The sequence below is a fragment of the Micromonospora citrea genome, assembly GCF_900090315.1.
In the GTDB taxonomy this organism is placed as follows: domain Bacteria; phylum Actinomycetota; class Actinomycetes; order Mycobacteriales; family Micromonosporaceae; genus Micromonospora; species Micromonospora citrea.
On record NZ_FMHZ01000002.1, the window covers coordinates 6161202 to 6180547 of the forward strand.

16 protein-coding genes are annotated in these 19346 nt (G+C 73.5%); 7 read left to right on the forward strand and 9 right to left on the reverse strand.

The features are described from left to right. Nucleotides 1–42: 42 nt before the first annotated feature. The 3 genes from GA0070606_RS28115 to GA0070606_RS28125 form a co-directional block, all read right to left on the reverse strand. Nucleotides 43–1266, reverse strand: coding sequence for a cytochrome P450 (locus GA0070606_RS28115; RefSeq protein WP_091108289.1), 1224 nt, complete (start codon nt 1264–1266; stop codon nt 43–45). Between the two features lie 77 nt (nt 1267–1343). Then, nucleotides 1344–2480, reverse strand: coding sequence for a nucleotide disphospho-sugar-binding domain-containing protein (locus tag GA0070606_RS28120; protein ID WP_091106247.1), 1137 nt, complete (start codon nt 2478–2480; stop codon nt 1344–1346). Between the two features lie 33 nt (nt 2481–2513). After that, nucleotides 2514–3644 (reverse strand): DegT/DnrJ/EryC1/StrS family aminotransferase, encoded by a 1131-nt coding sequence (locus tag GA0070606_RS28125; RefSeq protein WP_091106248.1) that lies wholly within the window; start codon nt 3642–3644, stop codon nt 2514–2516. Nucleotides 3645–3779: 135 nt separating this feature from the next. Between GA0070606_RS28125 and GA0070606_RS28130 the strand changes: the two genes are divergently transcribed. Continuing rightward, a complete protein-coding gene (locus GA0070606_RS28130) occupies nt 3780–4832 on the forward strand; it encodes an aldo/keto reductase (protein ID WP_091106249.1) in 1053 nt (350 codons plus the stop codon). 44 nt (nt 4833–4876) lie between these two features. Next, nucleotides 4877–6070, forward strand: coding sequence for a macrolide family glycosyltransferase (locus GA0070606_RS28135; RefSeq protein ID WP_091106250.1), 1194 nt, complete (start codon nt 4877–4879; stop codon nt 6068–6070). A 229-nt stretch (nt 6071–6299) separates the two neighbouring features. On the opposite strand, the gene GA0070606_RS28140 is transcribed toward GA0070606_RS28135, so the two are convergent. Genes GA0070606_RS28140 through GA0070606_RS28150 form a run of 3 tightly spaced genes read right to left on the reverse strand, consistent with a single transcriptional unit; the run spans nt 6300 to nt 10578 of the window. Beyond that, on the reverse strand, nt 6300–7490 hold the full coding sequence (locus GA0070606_RS28140; RefSeq protein ID WP_091108292.1) for a DUF2268 domain-containing putative Zn-dependent protease: 1191 nt from the start codon (nt 7488–7490) through the stop codon (nt 6300–6302). Nucleotides 7491–7540: 50 nt separating this feature from the next. Further along, the gene (locus GA0070606_RS28145; RefSeq protein WP_091106251.1) at nt 7541–9217 is read right to left on the reverse strand and encodes an ABC transporter substrate-binding protein; all 1677 of its coding nucleotides are present in this window, start codon (nt 9215–9217) and stop codon (nt 7541–7543) included. After that, nucleotides 9214–10578 (reverse strand): aminotransferase class V-fold PLP-dependent enzyme, encoded by a 1365-nt coding sequence (locus GA0070606_RS28150; RefSeq protein WP_091106252.1) that lies wholly within the window; start codon nt 10576–10578, stop codon nt 9214–9216. The genes GA0070606_RS28145 and GA0070606_RS28150 overlap by 4 nt, the downstream gene beginning before the upstream one ends. 159 nt (nt 10579–10737) lie before the next feature. Between GA0070606_RS28150 and GA0070606_RS28155 the strand changes: the two genes are divergently transcribed. The 4 genes from GA0070606_RS28155 (at nt 10738) to GA0070606_RS28170 (ending at nt 15411) form a co-directional block, all read left to right on the forward strand. Then, nucleotides 10738–11736, forward strand: coding sequence for a methyltransferase (locus GA0070606_RS28155; RefSeq protein WP_091106253.1), 999 nt, complete (start codon nt 10738–10740; stop codon nt 11734–11736). Between the two features lie 25 nt (nt 11737–11761). Continuing rightward, nucleotides 11762–13468 (forward strand): ABC transporter substrate-binding protein, encoded by a 1707-nt coding sequence (locus tag GA0070606_RS28160; RefSeq protein ID WP_091106254.1) that lies wholly within the window; start codon nt 11762–11764, stop codon nt 13466–13468. Nucleotides 13469–13585: 117 nt separating this feature from the next. Then, entirely contained in the window at nt 13586–14572 is a 987-nt protein-coding gene (locus tag GA0070606_RS28165; RefSeq protein ID WP_091106255.1) for an ATP-binding cassette domain-containing protein, read from the forward strand. After that, nucleotides 14569–15411, forward strand: a complete 843-nt coding sequence (locus GA0070606_RS28170; protein ID WP_091106256.1) for an ABC transporter permease — start codon at nt 14569–14571, stop codon at nt 15409–15411. Before GA0070606_RS28165 ends, GA0070606_RS28170 begins: the two co-directional genes overlap by 4 nt. A gap of 311 nt (nt 15412–15722) precedes the next feature. Here GA0070606_RS28170 and GA0070606_RS28175 read toward each other — a convergent pair whose 3' ends face one another. The 3 genes from GA0070606_RS28175 to GA0070606_RS28185 all read right to left on the reverse strand — a co-directional run bounded on the left by GA0070606_RS28175 (nt 15723) and on the right by GA0070606_RS28185 (nt 17808). Then, nucleotides 15723–16283, reverse strand: coding sequence for an SRPBCC family protein (locus GA0070606_RS28175; RefSeq protein WP_176737452.1), 561 nt, complete (start codon nt 16281–16283; stop codon nt 15723–15725). Continuing rightward, entirely contained in the window at nt 16280–16825 is a 546-nt protein-coding gene (locus GA0070606_RS28180) for an SRPBCC family protein (protein ID WP_091106257.1), read from the reverse strand. The genes GA0070606_RS28175 and GA0070606_RS28180 overlap by 4 nt, the downstream gene beginning before the upstream one ends. Nucleotides 16826–17034: 209 nt before the next feature. Further along, complete coding sequence (locus GA0070606_RS28185) at nt 17035–17808, reverse strand: class I SAM-dependent methyltransferase (RefSeq protein WP_091106258.1); 774 nt, start codon at nt 17806–17808, stop codon at nt 17035–17037. Between the two features lie 206 nt (nt 17809–18014). On the opposite strand from GA0070606_RS28185, the gene GA0070606_RS28190 reads away from it, so the two are divergent. Continuing rightward, entirely contained in the window at nt 18015–19202 is a 1188-nt protein-coding gene (locus GA0070606_RS28190; RefSeq protein WP_091106259.1) for a glycosyltransferase, read from the forward strand. The last annotated feature ends 144 nt before the right edge of the window (nt 19203–19346 follow it).

Here is a 19346-nt window from a genome sequence, read left to right on the forward strand (position 1 = left end):
GGTCGACACTTCCTCCTGCTCGGGCGGGGTTCGGCGGGCCGCTCAGGCGTCCGGGGCGAACGCGGTCGGGGTGAACGCGATCGGCAGGCTGGCCAGGCCCCGGAACATGGTGCGCGGCTGGTAGGTCAGCCCGTCCCGGGCGCACGCCAGCCGCAGGCCCGGCAGCCGGAGCAGGGCGCCCAACGCGGCGCGCAGCTGCGCGCGGGCCAGGTAGGAACCGAGGCAGTAGCGCATCCCCGCGCCGAAGGACATCGAGGGGATCGGGTCCCGCCGGACGTCGAACTCGTCGGGCCGGTCGTACCGCCCGGGGTCGCGGTTCGCCGCGCCGGCCAGGACGACCACGACGTCGTCGCGGCGCAGCCGCCGGCCGTGCAGCTCCACGTCGCGGTCGAGCTGCCGGGTGTTCGACTGCACCGACGGGTCGTAGCGCAGGCACTCCTCGACGGCCCCGGCCAGCAGGTCCGGCCGGCCCCGGAGCAGGTCGAGCTGGTCGGGGTGGTCCAGCAGGCTCAGCAGGGCGTTGCCCACCTGGCTGGCCACCGTCTCGTGGCCGGTGAAGATGAACGTGACCACCGTGCTGACGATCTCGTTGCGGCTCATCAGGCCGCGGTCGTGGGCGGTGAGCATCAGCGCCAGCAGGTCCGCGCCGCCCTCGCGCCGCCGCCTCGCCAGGGCCCGCTCCACGTACTCGGCGAACTCGGCGATCGCGGCGTGGCCGCGGTGCATGTCCTCGGCGCTGGCGCCCCGGTCCAGGGTCCGCCCCACGTCGCGCGACCAGCGCCCCACCGGCCGCCAGTCGGCGGCGGGCAGGCCGAGCAGTTCGAGCACCGCACGCAGCGCCAGCGGGTACGCCAGCTCGTCGACCACGTCCGCCGCGCCCCGTGCCAGGGCGGGGCGCAGCAGGTCCTCGACGGTGCCGGCGATCACCGGCTCCAGCCGGCGCAGCGCGGAGGGGGAGAAGGCCGGGCCGACGACGCCGCGCAGCCGGCCGTGGTCGGGCTCGTCCTGGAACAGGATGATGTCGCCGACGATCTCGGCGAGCGGCCCGGGCCCGACGAGGTCGGTCCAGAACCGCCGGATGCCGGTACGGGCGAAGCGCTCGTCGCCGAGCACGGCGCGCACGTCGGCGAAGCGGGAGACGTACCAGACGCCGTGGGCGCCCCGGTGCACGGGGTCGTGCCGCAGCAGCCAGTGGTAGGACGGGTACGGGTCACGCCGGACGTCGGCGTCGGTGGGATCGAACGCGGTCACGGCATCGACCAGCACGGGTGCCCCTTCCAGCGGTTCGTCGTGCCGCCGGCCGCCGGCGACGTGGCCTCCGGCGGCGGGCGGCACGACCCGGATCAGGCCGAGACGCGCTCGACGATGCGGCGCACCGTCTCGGCGGGCGTGGGCAGCGCGACCATTTCCTCGCGCACCTCCCGGGCGGCGGCGCGCAGCGACTCGTCCCCGATCAGCCGGCGCAGCAGGTCCGCGTCGACCTTGTCGGAGGTGCTGACCAGGCCGATGCCGCGGCGGCTGACCGCCTCCCGGGCGGTGTGCTGGAACTGGTCGCGCGGGTCCGGGGCGAGCAGCTGCGGGATGCCCGCGTCGATCGCGGTCATCACCGTGCCGCCTCCGCCGTGGTGCACCACCGCGGTGCAGGTGCGCAGCAGGGTGTGCAGCGGTGTCCAGCCGACGGCCCGGACGTTGCGCGGCAGCGTGCCGAGCGGGCTGATGTCGAGGTCGCCGAGGGCGAGCACGAAGTCGGCGTCCACCTCGCCGGCGGCGGCGACGATGGGCTCCACGGCGCCGATGCCGAAGGCCTGGAGCTCGATGGTGCCCATGGTGATCGCCACCTCGGGCCGGGCGGGCACGGGCGGCAGCCGGTCGCCGAGGACGGCCCCGCCGCCGTACGGCACCCAGCGCATGAACCAGCCCTCGGGCTCCGCCTCCAGCAGCAGGCTCGGCGGGAACGACTCGATGGTGGCCACCGGCTCGGGCAGCTCGACCTGGTGCTTCGCCATCAGGTCGGTGAGGAACGAGGCGATGGAGCGGTGCATGCCCCGGGTCCGCCAGGCGCTCTGGTTGCGCTGCACGGCCGGCACCCCGGCCCGGTCGGCGGCCAGCAGGCCCACGGTGGCGCCCTGCTCGTAGACCACCAGGTCGGGGCGGTAGTCGTCGACCAGCGCCATGGTCCCGTCGACCAGCGGGCGGTTGACCGCCGCGATCTGCACGCCCCACTCCTCGAGGTCGATGGCGGGACGGGTGGCGACGGTCTCGGCGAAGCGCGGGTTGTCCTTGGCCACCTGCTCGAAGACCTTGACCGCGCTGTAGTCCGGCGCCACGTCGACTACCTCCAGGCCGGCGGCGGCGGCCCGGTCGGCGTGCTCGGCGACGGCGACCAGCACGTCGTGCCCGGCGGTGCGGAAGCCCCAGGCGAGCTGGATCAGCGGGAAGAGGTGGCCGATGCCGGGGGAGGAGACGAACAGCACGCGCATGTCGGAGCCCTTCTGTTCGGGATCCGGCGGGGGTCACCAGCCGGACTTGATCGTTTCGACGACGTGGGAGCGGTCGTCCTCGGTGAGCCACCAGCCCACCGGGATGTGGACCACCCGGTCCGCCACCCGGTCCAGGCCGGGCAGGGTGGTACGGGCCGACGCGACGCAGCTGTGCGCGTCGTTGCGGCGCGACACCACGCTGGTGGCGATGCCGGCGTCGCGCAGGCGGCGCATGAAGGCGGGGCGGTCGCGCACCTTCAACGGGTACATCCAGAAGGCGGGCTCCCGGTCGTCGGCGCGTTCGGTGTGCTCGACGCCGTCGATGCCCGCCAGTTCCTTGTCGTAGTACGCGGCGTTCTCCCGGTGCCGGCGCAGCAGTTCGTCGACCCGCTCCAGGTTGGACAGCCCGATCGCCCCGCCGATCTCGTTGAGGATGAACCGGTAGCCCCACTCGGCGACGTCGTAGTCGCCGGTGATCCGGTCCGAGGCCCGCTCGATGCCGAGCCAGCGGCGCAGCCGCAGCCGGTCGTACAGGTCGTCGTCGGGCAGCACGACGAAGCCGCCGCTGCCGGTCGTCAGGATCTTGATCGCGCCGGTGCTGTACACGCAGACGTTGCCGTGCGTGCCCAGCGGCGCGCCCCGGTACGTCGCGCCCCACGCCTGCGCGCAGTCCTCGACGACCAGCGGGCGGCGGGCGTACCCCGCGGTGGCCCGGTCCACGACGGCGCGCAGCCGGATGAGGTCCACCGGGTAGCCGAGCCAGTGCACCACCACGATGGCCCGGGTGGCGGGCGTGATCTTCGCGGCCAGGTCGTCGAGGTCCATGTTGAGGGTGGCCGGGTCGACGTCCACCCACCGGATGCGCAGCCCGTTGGCGAGGATGGGCCAGTTCGTGCCCTCGAAGGTCAGCGGCGTGCTGAGCACCTCGCCCGGGCCGTCGTGCTCCGCCTCGTCCGCACCCGGCCGCGCGGCGAGGCTCAGCGCGAGGTGCAGTCCGGCGGTGCCGCAGTTGACCGAGACCACCCGGGGGTTGCCGATGCGGCTGCCCACGGCCGCCTCGTACTCGGCGACGGTCGGCCCGTGTTCCAGCCGGCCGCTGCTCAGGACGGCGGAGACGCGCGCGCCGACGTCCGGAGACATGGCGACCTTGGACAGCGGGATCATGACGCCCCTCTCGCTAGTTGCAACATGATTCTCAAGCGCTCGGAAGGGGCCGTCAAGGGAGCCCCATCGATATCGCCCGCCTGGTGTTCTTCCCGCTTGCGGAACTCGCGACCGGCTCGCTGGTGAAGTTGAGAAATGTATATCTTCAACGGGTCGCCGGACGTGGGTCCGGCACCGGGTGCGTGGGAGGTCCGGGTGTCGTCGCTGCATGTCCGGCTGGGGCGGACCGGCCTGCGGGTGAGCCGGGTCGCGATCGGGACCGTCAACTTCGGCGGCCGGGTCGACGAGGCCGACGCCCACCGGCTGCTCGACCACGCCGTCGCGCAGGGCGTCAACCTGGTCGACACCGCCGACATCTACGGCTGGCGGGTGCACCGGGGCTGGACCGAGGAGATGATCGGGCGCTGGCTGGCGAAGGACCCGGCCCGCCGGGACGAGGTGGTCCTCGCCACCAAGGTCGGCAACCCGATGGGCGACGGGCCCAACGCCAGAGGGCTCTCCGCCCGGCACGTCGTCGCCGCGTGCGAGGCGTCGCTGCGCCGGCTCCAGACCGACACCATCGACCTCTACCAGATGCACCACGTCGACCGGGAGGTCGGCTGGGACGAGGTCTGGCAGGCCATGGAACAGCTCGTCCGGCAGGGCAAGGTCCGCTACGTCGGCTCCTCCAACTTCGCCGGCTGGGACCTGGTCGCCGCCCAGGAGGCCGCGCGGCGGCGCCGCCTGCTCGGGCTGGCCAGCGAGCAGTGCGTCTACAACCTGGTCAGCCGGTACGTCGAGCTGGAGGTGCTGCCGGCAGCCGCCGCCGAGGGCATCGGCGTGCTCGTCTGGTCGCCGCTGCACGGCGGGCTGCTCGGCGGCGTGCTGCGCAAGCTGGCCGACGGTACCGCCGTCAAGTCCGCGCAGGGCCGGGCCGCCGAGGCGGTCGAGCGGCACCGCGCCACCCTGACGGCGTACGAGCGGTTCTGCGCCGAGATCGGTCGGGACCCGGCGGAGGTCGGCATGTCCTGGGTGCTGCACCGGCCGGCGGTGACGGCCGCGGTCGTCGGTCCGCGTACCCCCGAACACCTCGACGGCGCCCTGCGGGCCCTGCGCCGGCCGCTGTCGGCCGCCGAGCTCGCCCGGCTCGACGAGCTGTTCCCGCCGCCCGGCCGGGGCGGTCCCGCCCCGGACGCCTGGATGTCCTGACCCGTGCCGGCGCGCCGGGCCCCCGACCACGGACGGAGCCGACCATGGCCCACCTCCTGATCGTCAACGTCGCCAGCCACGGCCTGATCCTGCCCACCCTCACCGTGGTCACCGAGCTGGTCCGGCGCGGGCACCGGGTCAGCTACGTGACCGCCGGCGGGTTCGCCGAGCCGGTCCGCGCCGCCGGCGCGACCGTCGTGCCCTACCGCTCGGAGATCATCGACGCGGACGCCGCCGAGGTGTTCGGCTCGGACGACCTCGGCGTGCGCCCCCACCTGATGTACCTGCGCGAGAACGTGTCCGTGCTCCGGGCCACCGCCGCCGCGCTCGACGGCGACGTGCCGGACCTGGTCCTCTACGACGACTTCCCGTTCGTCGCCGGGCAGTTGCTGGCCGCCCGTTGGCGGCGACCGGCGGTGCGGCTGAGCGCGGCCTTCGCGTCCAACGAGCACTACTCGTTCTCCCGCGACATGATCGCCCTCGCCGGCACGATCGACCCCCTGGACCTGCCGGTGTTCCGCGACACCCTGCGCGACCTGCTCGCCGAGCACGGCCTGTCGCGGTCGGTCGTGGACTGCTGGAACCACGTCGAGGAACTCAACCTGGTCTTCGTCCCGAAGGCGTTCCAGATCGCCGGCGACACCTTCGACGACCGGTTCGTCTTCGTCGGGCCGTGCTTCGACGACCGGCGCTTCCTCGGCGAGTGGACCCGCCCGGCGGGCGACCTGCCGGTGGTGCTGGTCTCGCTCGGCACCACCTTCAACGACCGGCCCGAGTTCTTCCGCGACTGCGCGCGGGCGTTCGACGGCCAGCCCTGGCACGTGGTGATGACGCTCGGCGGGCAGGTCGACCCGGCCGCCCTCGGCGACCTGCCGGCCAACGTCGAGGCGCACCGTTGGGTCCCGCACGTCAAGGTGCTCGAACAGGCGACGGTCTGCGTGACGCACGGCGGGATGGGCACCCTGATGGAGGCGCTGTACTGGGGGCGCCCGCTGGTGGTCGTGCCGCAGTCCTTCGACGTGCGGCCGATGGCCCGGCGCGTCGACCAGCTCGGACTCGGCGCGGTGCTGCCGGGCGAGAAGGCCGACGGCGACTCGCTGCTCGCCGCCGTCGAGGCCGTCGCGGCCGACCCCGCGCTGATCGCCCGGGTCGAGGCCATGCGGGGCCACGTCCGCCGGGCCGGCGGCGCGGCCCGCGCCGCCGACGCGGTGGAGGCGCACCTGGCCCGCGCCCGGTGAACCCGCCCGCGCCCGACCGGCCGCGCCGGTGAAAGCGCCGCGCCCGACCGGCCGCGCCGGTGAAAGCGCCGCGCCCGACCGGCCGCCCGGTGAACCTGCCTTCGCCCGACCTTTCGCGCCCGGCCGCCCGCCTTCGCCCGGCCGGCCGCGCCGGTGAAAGCGCCGCGTGCCGACCGGCCGCGCACGGCGCGGCCCGGTGGGCGGGGCGGCGGTCGTCGGCGCGGTGCGCTCAGCCGGCGGCGGGCACCGCAGGCGGGCCCGCGGGGACGGTGCCGTCGCGGAGCTGCGCGGGACGCAGCTGCTCGGCCAGCAGGGTGCGGTACCGCGCCACGAGCGGCTCGCCGGCCGGCCGCGCGGCGAGCCACCCGCCGACCAGCCGGGCCCCCTCGACGTACGTCACCGAGTAGGCCCGCCACAGCGGATCGGTCAGGAAGGTGGCGATCTGCGCGGCGCGGTCGCGCGGCAGCAGCAGCCACCGGTGCAGGTGCTCCACCGCGTCGTCGATCGACGCCCCCCGGTCGTGCAGCAGGACCGCCGCGTCCTGCCGGGCCGGCATCAGCTCGTTGACCAGCCCCACCATCCGCTCGACGAGTTCGCCCTCGACGGGCACCCCCTCGCCGGCCAGCAGCTCGGTGGTCCACCGCCCCCAGCCGGGCCCGAGCAGCGCCGCCGCCGCGTGTTCGGCCGTGCCCTCCGCCACCAGGCACTGCGGCGTGTTGACCAGGGCGATCCGGTGCTCGTCCCAGCCCCGGGCGCGCACCAGGCCGGCCTCCTTGAGGCAGTGCTCGGTGTGGTGGCCCGGGTACGCCTCGTGGGTGGCCATCAGCGGCAGCACGCCGATGGTCCGCCCCGCCGTCTCGTTCAGCGTCACCGTGGAGCGGAAACCGCCGTGGTACCGGTTGAACGCGTTCCACGGCCGGTCGCGTACCACCTCGACGTCGACCCGCTCGGCGTCGGGCAGGCCGAGCAGCGGCCGGGCGCGGGCGCGCAGCGCGTCGGCGACGGCCCGCACGGCGTGGCCCAGCCGCTCGGGCGGCACCACGTTGCGGGCGTAGAACGCCTCGACCCGGTCCATGAGCGGGCCGCCGCCCGGCAGCAACGCGTCGATGGCGTCGTGGGCGGCGGCGTACCGGTCCGGGTCGCCGAGCCCCACCTCGACGTCGAAGTAGGTCTCCACCTCGGCCAGGAAGCCGATCCGCTCGCCCGCCGCCCGCCTGGCCGCGCACTCCACGGCGGTCAGTTGCCCGGCGAGGAACCGCCGCCGCTCCGCGTCGAGGTCCGCGTCGCCCAGGCGGCGCAGCAGGTCGCGGGCCTGCCCGGCCAGCGCGACCGGGTCCGGTGCCGGCTCCGCGGCGACCCGGTCGGCGAGGGCCGGGTCGCCGAACCAGCAGTCGACGTAGCCCTCGACGAGCCGGCCCATCCGCAGCCCCAGCGCGAGGTAGTCGGCGACCACCGCGTCGGCGGCACCGGTCACCGGTCCACCCCGAGCCGCACGTCGGCGAGGTCGGGCAGGCCGGCGAGCGCCGGCAGGGCCGTCGCGCGCCGCACCCGGGGCCCGCGCGGCGCGGCGTCCGTGGCCCGCCGGAACAGCAGCGGTACGACCGCGGCGTCGGCGAGCAGCAGCCGCTCCACCTCCTGCCACCGGGCGACCGCCTCGCGCGGGTCGGCGGCGTCCAGCGCGCGCTCGACCAGCTCGTCGACCCGCGCGTCGCGGTAGCCGCCGGGACTGCCGGGCCCCGCGCCGACCAGCGGCTGCAGGAACACCCGGGCGTTGCCGTAGGCCCAGGGCGCGGTGAACGCGGCCACCGCCAGGTCCCACCGCAGGGCGGGCGCGTCGCCCGTGCCGGCGAGCAGGGCCCGGTGGTCGGCGTCGTCGAGCGCCACCAGGCGTACGTCGATGCCGGCGGCGCCGAGGTCGGCCGCCCACGAGCGGGCCAGCGCCAGGTCCTCGGCCGTGTCGGGATGCACCGCGGTCAGCGTGAGCCTGTCCGGGTGCCCCGCGGCGACGAGCAACTCGCGCGGGTCGGCGTCGGGGGCCGGGTCGGCGAGCGGGTCGGGTTCCCGGTGCCCGTCGTTGCCGGGCGGCACGACGGTGTGCGCGACGCGGACCTCCGACCACGGGTCGGCGGCCCGGGCGACGCGCACCAGCGCCGCCCGGTCGACCGCCGCGGCGACGGCCCGCCGCACGGCGACGTCGGCGACGGCCGGGTCGGCGGGATCCCGCAGGTTGAACACCAGGCAGGGGTCGAGCCGGTGCCCGGGGACCGGGCCGCACGGCACGCCCCACGGCAGGTCGGCGTCGTCGGCGGCGAGCCGGTCGGTCAGCTCGCGCGGTCCGCCCGTGGCGACGCGGAACTCGACGGCCTCGAACCGCTGCCGGCGGATCGGGTCGGTCTCCGCGCGCCACGCCGGATTCGGCTCCAGCCGGATCGTGCCCCCCGGCCGCCACGAGACGACGCGGTACGGGCCGTTGGCGACCAGGTGGTCGTGCAGGTCGGCGCTGCCCGGCAGGTGGGCGTCGTACTCCGCCGGCGCCGGGGAGGCCCCGCTGAGCGCCAGCATGTCGACGAAGTCCAGCGCCGGGCGGTCCAGCTCGAAGACCACCGTCTCGTCGTCGACGGCGAACACCCCCGGGATCTCGTGGGCGTCCTGGAAACCGGCGAGCAGCGCGGCGGTGACCGGGCGGCCGGCGACCGCCGCGGCGTACTCGTCGCAGTAGTGGCCCATGCCCCGCAGCGTGCCCCGGAAGTACGCCAGCGCGGGGTGCCGGGTGAGCGGGTTGGCCAGCCGCTTGAAGCCGCGTACGACGTCGTGGGCGGTCACCGGCCGGGGGGTCGGCGTGTCCCAGAGCACCCCGGGGCGCAGGTGCACCACGTAGCTGCGGTGGCTGGCGCCCAGGCCGGCGTTGTAGGTCGACGGGACGTCGGCGGCCAGGTCGGCGACCGGCGCGAGGGCCCGCCAGTCGTGCGGGTCGGGCGCCGGCCGGTAGCTGATCAGCTGCCGGGTGCACAGCCGCAGCAACTGGCGCTCGGCCGGCGACCAGGCGGCCGCCGGGTCCGCCTGGTGGACGGCGGCCGGCCCGAGCAGCCGCAGGGTGCCCCACCGCCGGGTGTCGTTCGTCGTCGTTGCACTGCGCGCCTGCGTCAAGACATCTCCTCGGCGAGGCGGACCATCGTCCGCACGGCGTGGTCGATCTCTTCCCGGTTGTTGAACAGGTGGGTGGTGATGCGCGCCGCGTAGTGCTGGTGCGGCGAGCCGGGCACGTCGAACTCCGTCCAGCGGGTCCAGATCCGGTGCTCGGTCTCCAGGCGCCTGACGAAGCCGATGAACTTCTTGATGTTCCAGGCGTCCTCCGGCCGCCGGAACGGGTTGAACGCGATCAGCGGCGAGCGCAGCCGGGGGTCGGCGCCGGGGGAGTACATCGCCTCGGTGCCGAAGGCGTCGACGAGCCGGTCGCGGGCGTACTCGGCCAGCTCCATGACGTACGCCTCGATGCGGTCGCGGCCGATGTCGTCCCACAGCTCGAAGGCCCGGGCCAGGGCGGCGCCGCGCGCGAGGTTGGCGCTGCCGGCGCTCTGCAGGTAGTCGCCCATGTTGCAGCTCTCCACCGAGGTGGTGGTGCGCGGCGGCGGGCTGCCCATCATCGGGTACCAGGTCGAGATGAGCGGCCAGAACGTGGGCAGCGGGAGGGGGTTGTGCTCGGGGTGGACCTTGTTGCGGACGTAGATCAGGCCGGTGCCGAGCGGGCCGCACTGGAACTTCGACCCGGAGCAGGTGATGAAGTCCGCCCCGGTCGCGCGCAGGTCGATGTCGAGCATCCCGGGGATCAGCGCGCCGTCGATGACGGTGGTCAGGCCGTGCCGGTGCGCCAGCTCGCACAGCTGCCGGACCGGGAACATCGTCCCGGTGAAGAGGGTGATCGCGGCGAACGAGAGCACCTTGGTCCGGGGCGTGATCGCCGACTCGACCAGCTCGACGATCTCCTCGGCGCGCACGTCGTGCCCGGAGGGCGGGGTGACGGTCCTGAGCACCACGCCGAACCGGTTGCGCAGCAGGTTGAAGTTGGACAGCACGGAGTAGCACTCGTGGGTGGTCGTGACCACCTCGTCGCCCTCGCGCAGGTCGAGGCCGTGGATGACCCGGGCGACGCCCTCGGTGGCGTTGTGGCAGATCACCATCTCGTCCTCGTCCACGCCGAACGTCCGGCCGATGGCGGCCCGGTACTCGGTGAACATCGCCGGGCGGTAGACGTCGAGCAGGCCGCCGGTCCACTGCCTGGTCACCCGGTCCACTGTGTCCAGCACCTCGTAGGGCATCGCGCCGACCGTCCCGGTGTTCAGGTGCACGGTGGTCGGGTCCAGGGCGAACAACTCGCGGATCTGGTCCCAGGAGGCGGTGCGCAGCGGGCTCCGCGCGGGCGACGCCGACGTGGCGGCCGGGCCAGGGGATTCCACGGTACGGCTCACGGTGATCCCTTCGTAGCCGACGGGCCCGGCGCGCGGCGGCATCCCGGGCCGGGAACTGCCACCACTTTCTCAAGTGGATTCGGCGGCGACTATCGCGCAAGTTGCGGTCCTGACCCCCGTTGCACCTGACAGACACTTGACTCAGGTATAGCATTCTATGCAGTTCGTCGGCACAGTCCGCCATCACGGGCCGGAGGGGACATGGACAGGTTGCAGTCGGCGCTGGCCCTCTACGAGGAGGCGATGGGCTACACCTACGCGGCGGCCCTGCGGGCCGCCGCCACCGTCGGCGTCGCCGACCATCTGGTCGACGGCCCCCGTACGCCCGCCGAGCTGGCCGCCGCGACCGGCACCGATCCGGACGCGCTGCGCCGGGTGCTGCGCCTGCTGGCGGTCCGCGACGTGGTCCGCGAGACCGACGGCCGGTTCGCACTGACCGACAAGGGCGCCGCGCTGCGGTCGGACTCGCCGGTGCCGGCGCGCGCCGGCATCCTGATGTTCACCGACACCATGTTCTGGACGATGAGCCACCGGGTCGCGAGCGCGCTGGGGCCGGAGCGGCCCGCCTTCGCCGACATCTTCGGCAGTTCCCTGGACGCCTACTTCGACGGCGACGCCGAGGTCGAGGCGCTCTACTACGAGGGCATGGAGACGGTCAGCGCGGCGGAGCACCTCATCCTCGCCCGCGCCGGCGGCTTCCCCGCCACCGGCACCGTGGCGGACGTCGGCGGCGGCCGGGGCGGTTTCCTGCTCACGATCCTGCGCGAGCACCCCGGGTTGCAGGGCGTGCTGCTCGACCGGGCGGAGGTGGTCGCCCGGCACCGGCTGGACGCCCCGGACGTGGCGGGGCGCTGGAAGGTCGTCGAGGGCGACTTCCTCAGCGAGGTGCCCCACGCCGACGTGCACGTGCTCAAGCGCATCCTGCACAACTGGGACGACGAGGACAGCGTCCGGATCCTGACCAACTGCCGCCGGGCCATGCCCGCGCACGGCCGGGTGCTCGCCATCGACGCGATCGTCCCCGAGGGCAACGAGGCCCACCAGAGCAAGGAGATGGACTTCATGATGCTCGCCGCGCGCACCGGCCAGGAGCGCACCGCCGCCGAGCTGGCGCCGCTGTTCGCCGCGGCCGGGCTGCGCCTGGAGCGGGTGGTCGGCACCACGTCGGTGATGTCCATCGCGGTCGGCGTGCCGGCCTGAACGTCGAGGGAAGGGGCCGCAGACCGTGCCGGACGACGACCGCCCCCGCCACGGCGGGACGCTGCGCTACTACGGGCCCGGTGGCCTCGACCACCTGGACCCCGCCGCCGCCTACTACGCCTTCTCCCACCAGGTCATCCGGCTCTTCGCCCGGCAGCTGTTCAGCTATCCCACCACCGAGGACGCCGCGGCGCTGGTACCGGTCCCCGACGTGGCCGCCGAACTGCCGACGGTGGAGAACGGCGGCCTGAGCGAGGACGGGCGCACGTACACGATCCGCCTGCGCGACGGGGTCCGCTGGGACACCGACCCGCCCCGGCCGGTCACCGCCGGGGACTTCGTGCGCGGCTTCAAACGGATGGCCAACCCGGTCGCCGGCGCCGGCGCCATCGCCTACTACACGAGCACCATCGCCGGGATGGCGGAGTTCGCCGAGGGCTACCGCGCCCGCTTCGCCGGCCGTACGCCCACCGCCGCCGAGCTGGCCGACTACCAGAACGGCCACGAGATCGGCGGGCTGTGGGCCAAGGACGACCGGACCCTGGTGATCGAGCTGCTGCGCCCCGCCAACGACATGCTCAACCTGCTGGCGATGCCGTTCGCCTCGGCCGCGCCCCGGGAGCTCGACGACGTCGTCCCGGACGGGCCGGACTTCGCGCGGCGGGTCCGCTCCAACGGGCCGTACCGGATCACCAGCTACCTTCCCGGCAGCCACCTCACCATGGACCACAACCCCGCCTGGCGGGCCGACGCCGACCCGATCCGCCGCCGCTACGTCGACCGGATCGAGGTGCGGATGGCGCGGGTGAGCGACGAGCGGGTCCGCGCCGAGATCGAGAGCGGGGCGGCGGACCTGTCCTGGGGCGCCGCCGTGGGCAGCCCGCGCCGGCGCGTCACCGACGCCGACCGCAACCTCGGCTGGGCGCTCAACCCCTACCTGGCGTTCAACCTGCACAGCCCGCGCGAGCGGGGCGCGCTGCGCCGACGGGCCGTGCGGCTGGCCATCGCGTACGCGATCGACAAGGCCCGCCTGGTGCGGTTCTTCGACGACATGGACATCGGCACCGTGACCCGGCCCGCGCACACCGCCATCCCGCCGGGCAACTTCGGCCACCGCGAGTACGACCCGTACCCGACGCCGGGCGACCGGGGCGACCGGGCGCGCTGCCGGGAGCTGCTCGCCGAGGCCGGCTACCCCGACGGGCTGCGGCTGACCATGATCTACCGGATCGACGCGGTGCACGGCCAGGTCGCCAGGGCGATCGCCGAGGACCTGGCCGCCGGCGGCGTCGACGTCCGCCTGGTGGAGATCGACCGGACCGACGAGTACTACCGCATCCTCCAGGATCCGTCCCGGGCGGCGGCGGGGGAGTGGGACATCACCCCGGCGGCCTGGATGCCGGACTGGTTCGGCAACAACGGCCGGTCGTACGTGCAGCCGATGTTCCAGTCCAACACCGCCGTCGGCACGGCCAACTACGGCGGCTACCACAACCCGGTCGTCGACGACCTGATCGACCGGGCGCTGTCCGCGCGCACCGAGGCCGAGGCGGAGGAGCTGTGGCACCGGGTCGACCGGCAGGTGCTCCGGGACGTCGCGATCGTGCCGATCCTGGCCTGCGAGCCGACCATCGCGCACCTGACCAGCTCGCGGGTACGCAACGCCATCCCGCTGCCGCACGTGGACCGCTGGTACGACGCGGCGAACCTCTGGCTGGACCCGCCCGACTGAATGTGGCCCACGACTAATAGCAGCCTTGACTGATATAAGCGGTTCTTGTAGTTTGACGCCGACGGGATTTCGTGATCCGGCTGCCCGGGTTCGCCTTGTGACGCGACGGGAGAGAGCATGACAACCAATCCGGCCCTGGCCATCGAGACCCGCGAGCTGGTGAAGGTCTTCGGCCAGACGCGCGCGGTCGACGGACTGGACCTGGCGGTGCGGGCCGGGACGATCCACGGGGTCCTTGGCCCCAACGGGGCCGGCAAGACCACGGCCATCAAGATGCTCGCCACCCTGATGCGGCCCACGTCCGGCACCGCCACCGTGCTCGGGCACGACGTGGTCCGCGAGGCCGCCCAGGTCCGCCGCCGCATCGGGCTCACCGGGCAGACCATGTCGGTCGACGAGGACATGACCGGCCTGCAGAATCTGATCCTCGCCGGTCGCCTGCAGGGCCTGCGACACGCTTCCGCGACGGCGCGGGCGGAGCAGCTGATGGAGGCGTTCGACCTCACCGAGGTCGGCAACCGGCTGGTGAAGACCTTCTCCGGCGGTCAGCGGCGCCGCATCGACGTGGCCGCGAGCATGGTGGTCACCCCGGAGCTGCTGTTTCTCGACGAGCCGACCACCGGTCTCGACCCGCGCAGCCGCAGTGAGGTCTGGGAGATGATCCGGGCGCTGGTCCGGGACGGGGGCACCGTCCTGCTGACCACGCAGTACCTCGACGAGGCCGACCATCTCGCCGACGAGCTGACGCTCATCGACCGCGGCCGCATCGTGGCGCAGGGCACCCCGCCGGAGCTGAAGGCGAGCCGCGCCGCCGGCGTGCTGGACGTCCGGCTGCGCGACCCCGAGCGCCGGGCCGACGCGGGCACCCTGCTCGCCCGCGCCGTCGGCGCCTCCGTCGACCTCGACTCCGATCCGGCCCGGCTGTCGGTACGGGTGACCGACGCCGACCGGGCCGCGCTGGCCCTGGGCGAGCTGGCCCGGGCCGGCATCCACGTCGACGACTTCACGCTCGGCCAGCCCTCGCTCGACACGGTGTTCCTCGCGCTCACCGGTCACTCGACGCTCGACGCCAGCGAAGAAGAGGAAGCAGAGGTACGGGCATGACGACACCCAGCACGGAGGTGCGGCCGCTGCCGGCCGAGATCTTCAGCCGGTCGGTGGCCGGCGCGGAACGACCACCACGCCCCGGCCCGCTGTTCGCCGTCCGCACGTTCGCCTGGCGGAATCTGATCAAACTCCGCTACGTGCAGGACCATCTCGGCACCGCGGTGGTCTTCCCGATCATCCTGACGTTGGTCTTCACCTACCTGCTCGGCGGCGCGATCGCCGGGTCGCCGCGGGAATACCTGCAGTTCTTTCTCCCCGGCGTGATCGTCCTGTCGCTGGTGTCGTCGAGCATGATGAGCGCGCTGACGCTCAACCGGGACATCGCGACCGGCATGTTCGACCGGGTCCGCAGCACGCCCATCTGGCAGCCGGCCGTGCTGGTCGGGGCGATGGCCGGCGACGCCGTGCGATACGCGCTGACCTCGATCGTGCCGCTGTCGCTGGGCCTGCTGCTGGGCTTCCGGCCGGACGGCGGCCTGTCCGGTGTGGTGCTCGCCCTGCTCTACCTGCAGCTGTTCACCTTTAGCGTCGCGTGGCTGTGGATGCTCTTCGCGGTGCTGATCCCACAGCCGACCGCCGCCGCCGGCGTGGTCAACCTCCTGCAGTTCGTGCTGCTCTTCGGCAGCAACATCCTGGCGCCGTCGCAGACCATGCCGGGCTGGCTGGAGGCGGTGGTCAAGCTGAACCCGGTCACCCACGCCGCGACCGCCGCCCGTGGGCTGATGCACGGCACGGTGACCTCCGGGGAGATGGGTGCCGGCCTGCTCGCCTGTGCCATTCTCATCGCGGTGCTCGCCCCGCCCACGATCTGGCTCTACAGCCGCAAGCAGCGCTGACGCCCCGCGCCGACGGCCCCGGTGCCCCCGCTCCCCGCGCGGGGCCCGGGGCCGTCGCGTCGTCACCCCCCGCCGCCGCGCCGGATCGCGCGCGGGCTCACCGACCGGGGCGGACCCGGGTGCGGTCACGCCCGCCCGTGCGCCCGGCAGTTCGTCCGCAGTGGACCGGCGACGGAGTCTGCGCCCGGCGGTCCGCTTCCGGGTACCGGTGACGGAGTGCGACGCCGCCGGTGCGCCGACAGTCGAAAGCCCCGGCGGACTCCTGTCCGCCGGGGCCGCGTCGCATCGGTCGAGCCGCTGCCTCCGCCCGCCTACGAGGCGGACTGCACCAGCGCGGCCCAGGTCTCGGCGCGCTCCTGCGACACCCGCATCATCTCGGGGCTCGGCTCGAACTCCTCGGCCGCGTCCTCCGGAACCGGGCCGCCCGGCAGGTCGCCGCGGACGAACATGCCGAGGAAGTCGAGGGCCATCTCCCAACCGACGCCCACCTCCACGAGCATCGGCTCCGAGACCGTCGCGTGTTCGAGCTCCAGCAGGGTGCCGTCGCCGTCCTCGCTGAGCCGCAGCTCGACCTCGCTGTCGGGCTTGTCGCCGTAGATCCAGCTGAGGGTGAGGCGGTGCGGCGGCTCGCAGCGCAGGATGTCACCGTGGGCGTTGCCCTGCAGGGCGAAGTTGCCGCCCTCGCGGAGGTCGCCCTTGGGCTCGATGAACCAGCGGTTGATCCGGTTCGGGTCCGTGCAGGCGCGCCAGACCTCGTCCACGGGCGCGGCGTACCGCTGCCGGATGACGATGCTGCGGGCGTCGCCGGCCGGGATCGTGCGCCGGCCCAGGGCGCGCTCCGTCGGCTGACCGGAGGCCACGGGATTGTTCACTTCGATCCCCCCTCCTCGTCGATCTTCGCCTGGAAGGACTGGAGGATCGTCGGCCAGCCCTTGTCCATGCCGTTGCGGACGCGCTTGGCGTGCTTGGTGCCCATCCGGTCGAAGTGCGTGTGTTCGACGTCCACCCGGGTCTTCTTCTGGCCGTCGGCCACGAAGGTGACGGTGAACTCGCTGGAGTTGTCGGGGTCGATCCGGCCGAAACCGTTGAGCCGCCAGCCGATGACCAGCGTGTCCGGTTCGTCGACCTTCCGGATCAGGCCGAAGGTGTGCTCCTCGCCCTGCTCGTCGATCTCGTACCAGCGGCCGCCCTTCTTGTCGACGCCCAGCGGGGCGCCCACCTTGGTGGTCCGGAAGTTGTTCGGCCACCACTCGGGGAAGCCCTCCAGGAACACCTTGAAGGCGGTCTTGCGGTCGGCCTTGACAGTGACGCTGTGCCGGACGAACGGGTCGTAGTTCGGGGGCTTCGGCTTCTTCGCGGCGGTGCTCTTGGTTGTCGTGCTCTTCGCGGCCGGCGCGGTCTTCTCCTGAGTCATGTCTCGTCCTCACTGTCGCTGCGCGGAAGATGGGCGGGTCAGACGGGGTCGGCCCATCCTCCTCCATAAGTCGGCACGAACGTAAGTTATAGTTTATACGTAGTCCGGTCAATCGCGCGGCGAGCGTGGCGCGAACCGCCGGGCGCCGGCCTCCGAGGCGCCGGTACTTCCGGCCCGGCCTCCCCGTGGCCCGGTCGGCGTGGCGCCGGTCAGTCACCCCAGCGCAGGTACGCGGGCGCCGGGCGGCCCGGCAGCAGGCGCAGCGGCGCGTGGTCCAGGCCGAGCACCTCCCGCATCGCGATGTTCTCGCCGGGCCACTTCGGATTGTCGAGCTCGTCGAACGCGACGATGCTGCCCTTGGTCAGATAGGGCCTGATGGCCTCCAGGACCGCCTTCGTCGGCTCGTACAGGTCGAGGTCGAAGTACGCCAGCGCGATGACGGTCTGCGGGTTCTCCGCGAGGTAGCGCGGCACCGTCTCCCGCACGTCGCCCTCGACGAGCACGCTGCGCCGGGTCACGTGGCCGAAGAAGTCGCTGCACTCGTGCGCCTCCAGCACCTCCCGCAGGTACGCGGGGTAGCCGCCGGGCACCGCGAAGCGCCCCTGGTACGCGGTCGGGCCGACCCGGTCGACGTCGTTGACGTCGGGGAAGCCGGTGAAGGTGTCGAAGCCGACGATGCGCCGCAGCGGGTTGTACGGCTCGTAGACGCCCCGCAGGGCGGCGAAGGTGGCGAGGTGGCGGCCGAACCGCACGCCGAACTCCATGATCACGCCCGGCACGTCGAGGACCTCGCGGTAGAGCGCGTCCATGGAGAGCAGGTCGGTCATCTGGTGGCGGCGCAGGAACAGGGGAAGGTTGTTGACCAGTTCCTCCGTCGGGACGGGGGAGCTGGTCAAGAGCTTCGTCAGGCGCTGGGTGGTCTCCGTCTCCTCCGGTGAGTCGTGCACGAAGGCACGCAGGTCCTGGCCGTCGCCGCTGTCCATCCGCAGCCTCCACTGGCTAGATCACTTTATAGTTTCAAGCGTAATGGAGTGGTGTTGTCGGCACAACACGGTCGGTCGTGGCGCGATCCAGTGCCCAGCGCAGGTGCGCGTACTTCCGCAAGATGAGCCACTGTAGATCGACTCGTCCCTGTGCTAGATATGACTCAAGTAGACGGGTCGCCCCTGCCCACTTCCCGGAAAGGCAAGTGATCACCGTGCGCGTGCTGTTCGCCAGTCTCGGAACCCACGGCCACACCTACCCCCTGCTGCCGCTGGCCACGGCCGCCCGTGCGGCGGGCCACGAGGTCACCTTCGCCACCGGCGAGGGCTTCGCGGGCACCCTGCGCAAGCTGGGCTTCGAACCGGTCGCCACCGGCATGCCGGTCTTCGACGGGTTCCTGGCGGCGTTGCGGATCCGCTTCGACACCGACAGCCCCGAAGGGCTGACCCCCGAGCAGCTCAGTGAGCTGCCGCAGATCGTGTTCGGGCGGGTCATCCCGCAGCGCATCTTCGACGAGCTGCAGCCGGTGATCGACCGGGTGCGTCCCGACCTGATCGTGCAGGAGGTCAGCAACTACGCCGCCGGCCTGGCCGCCCGCGCGGCGGGCATCCCGGCCGTCTGCCACGGCGTCGGACGGGACACCCCCGACGAGCTGACCCGGTCCATCGAGGAGGAGGTGCGGGGGCTGGCCCAGCGGCTCGGCGTCGAGTTGCCGGCCGGGCGCATCGACGGCTTCGGCAACCCGTTCATCGACATCTTCCCGCCCTCGTTGCAGGAGCCCGAGTTCCGGGCCCGCCCGCGCCGCCACGAGCTGCGCCCCGTGCCCTTCACGGAGCAGGGCGACCTGCCCGGCTGGGTGTCCTCCCGCGACGGCGCCCGGCCGCTGGTCTACCTGACCCTGGGCACCTCCAGCGGCGGGACGGTGGAGGTGCTGCGGGCGGCGATCGACGGCCTCGCCAGCCTCGACGCCGACGTCCTCGTCGCCAGCGGCCCGTCGCTCGACGTCAGCGGGTTGGGCGAGGTGCCGGCCAACGTGCGGCTGGAGTCGTGGGTGCCGCAGGCGGCCCTGCTGCCCCGCGTCGACCTGGTCGTGCACCACGGGGGCAGCGGTACGACCCTCGGCGCCTTCGGCGCCGGCGTGCCGCAGCTGTCCTTCCCGTGGGCGGGCGACTCCTTCGCCAACGCCCAGGCCGTGGCGCAGGCCGGTGCCGGCGAGCACCTGCTGCCCGACGACATCAACCCCGACGCGGTGGCGGCCGCCGCCAAGCGGCTGCTGACCGACGACAGCTACCGGAAGGGGGCGCAGGCGGTGGCGACCGAGATCGCCGCCATGCCGGGCCCCGACGAGGTCGCCCGCCTGCTGCCGGGCTTCGCCGCCCGGAACGCCGGCTGACCGGCCGAACGCCACCGGGGCCGGCGTCGGCCGGCTCCGGTCGGCGTTGCGGTTGAGGTCGGACGCCTGGCCTCGGTCGGCGTTGCGGTTGAGGTCGGATGCCGGGCCCGGGTCGGCGTTGCGGTTCCGGTCGGACGCCGGGCC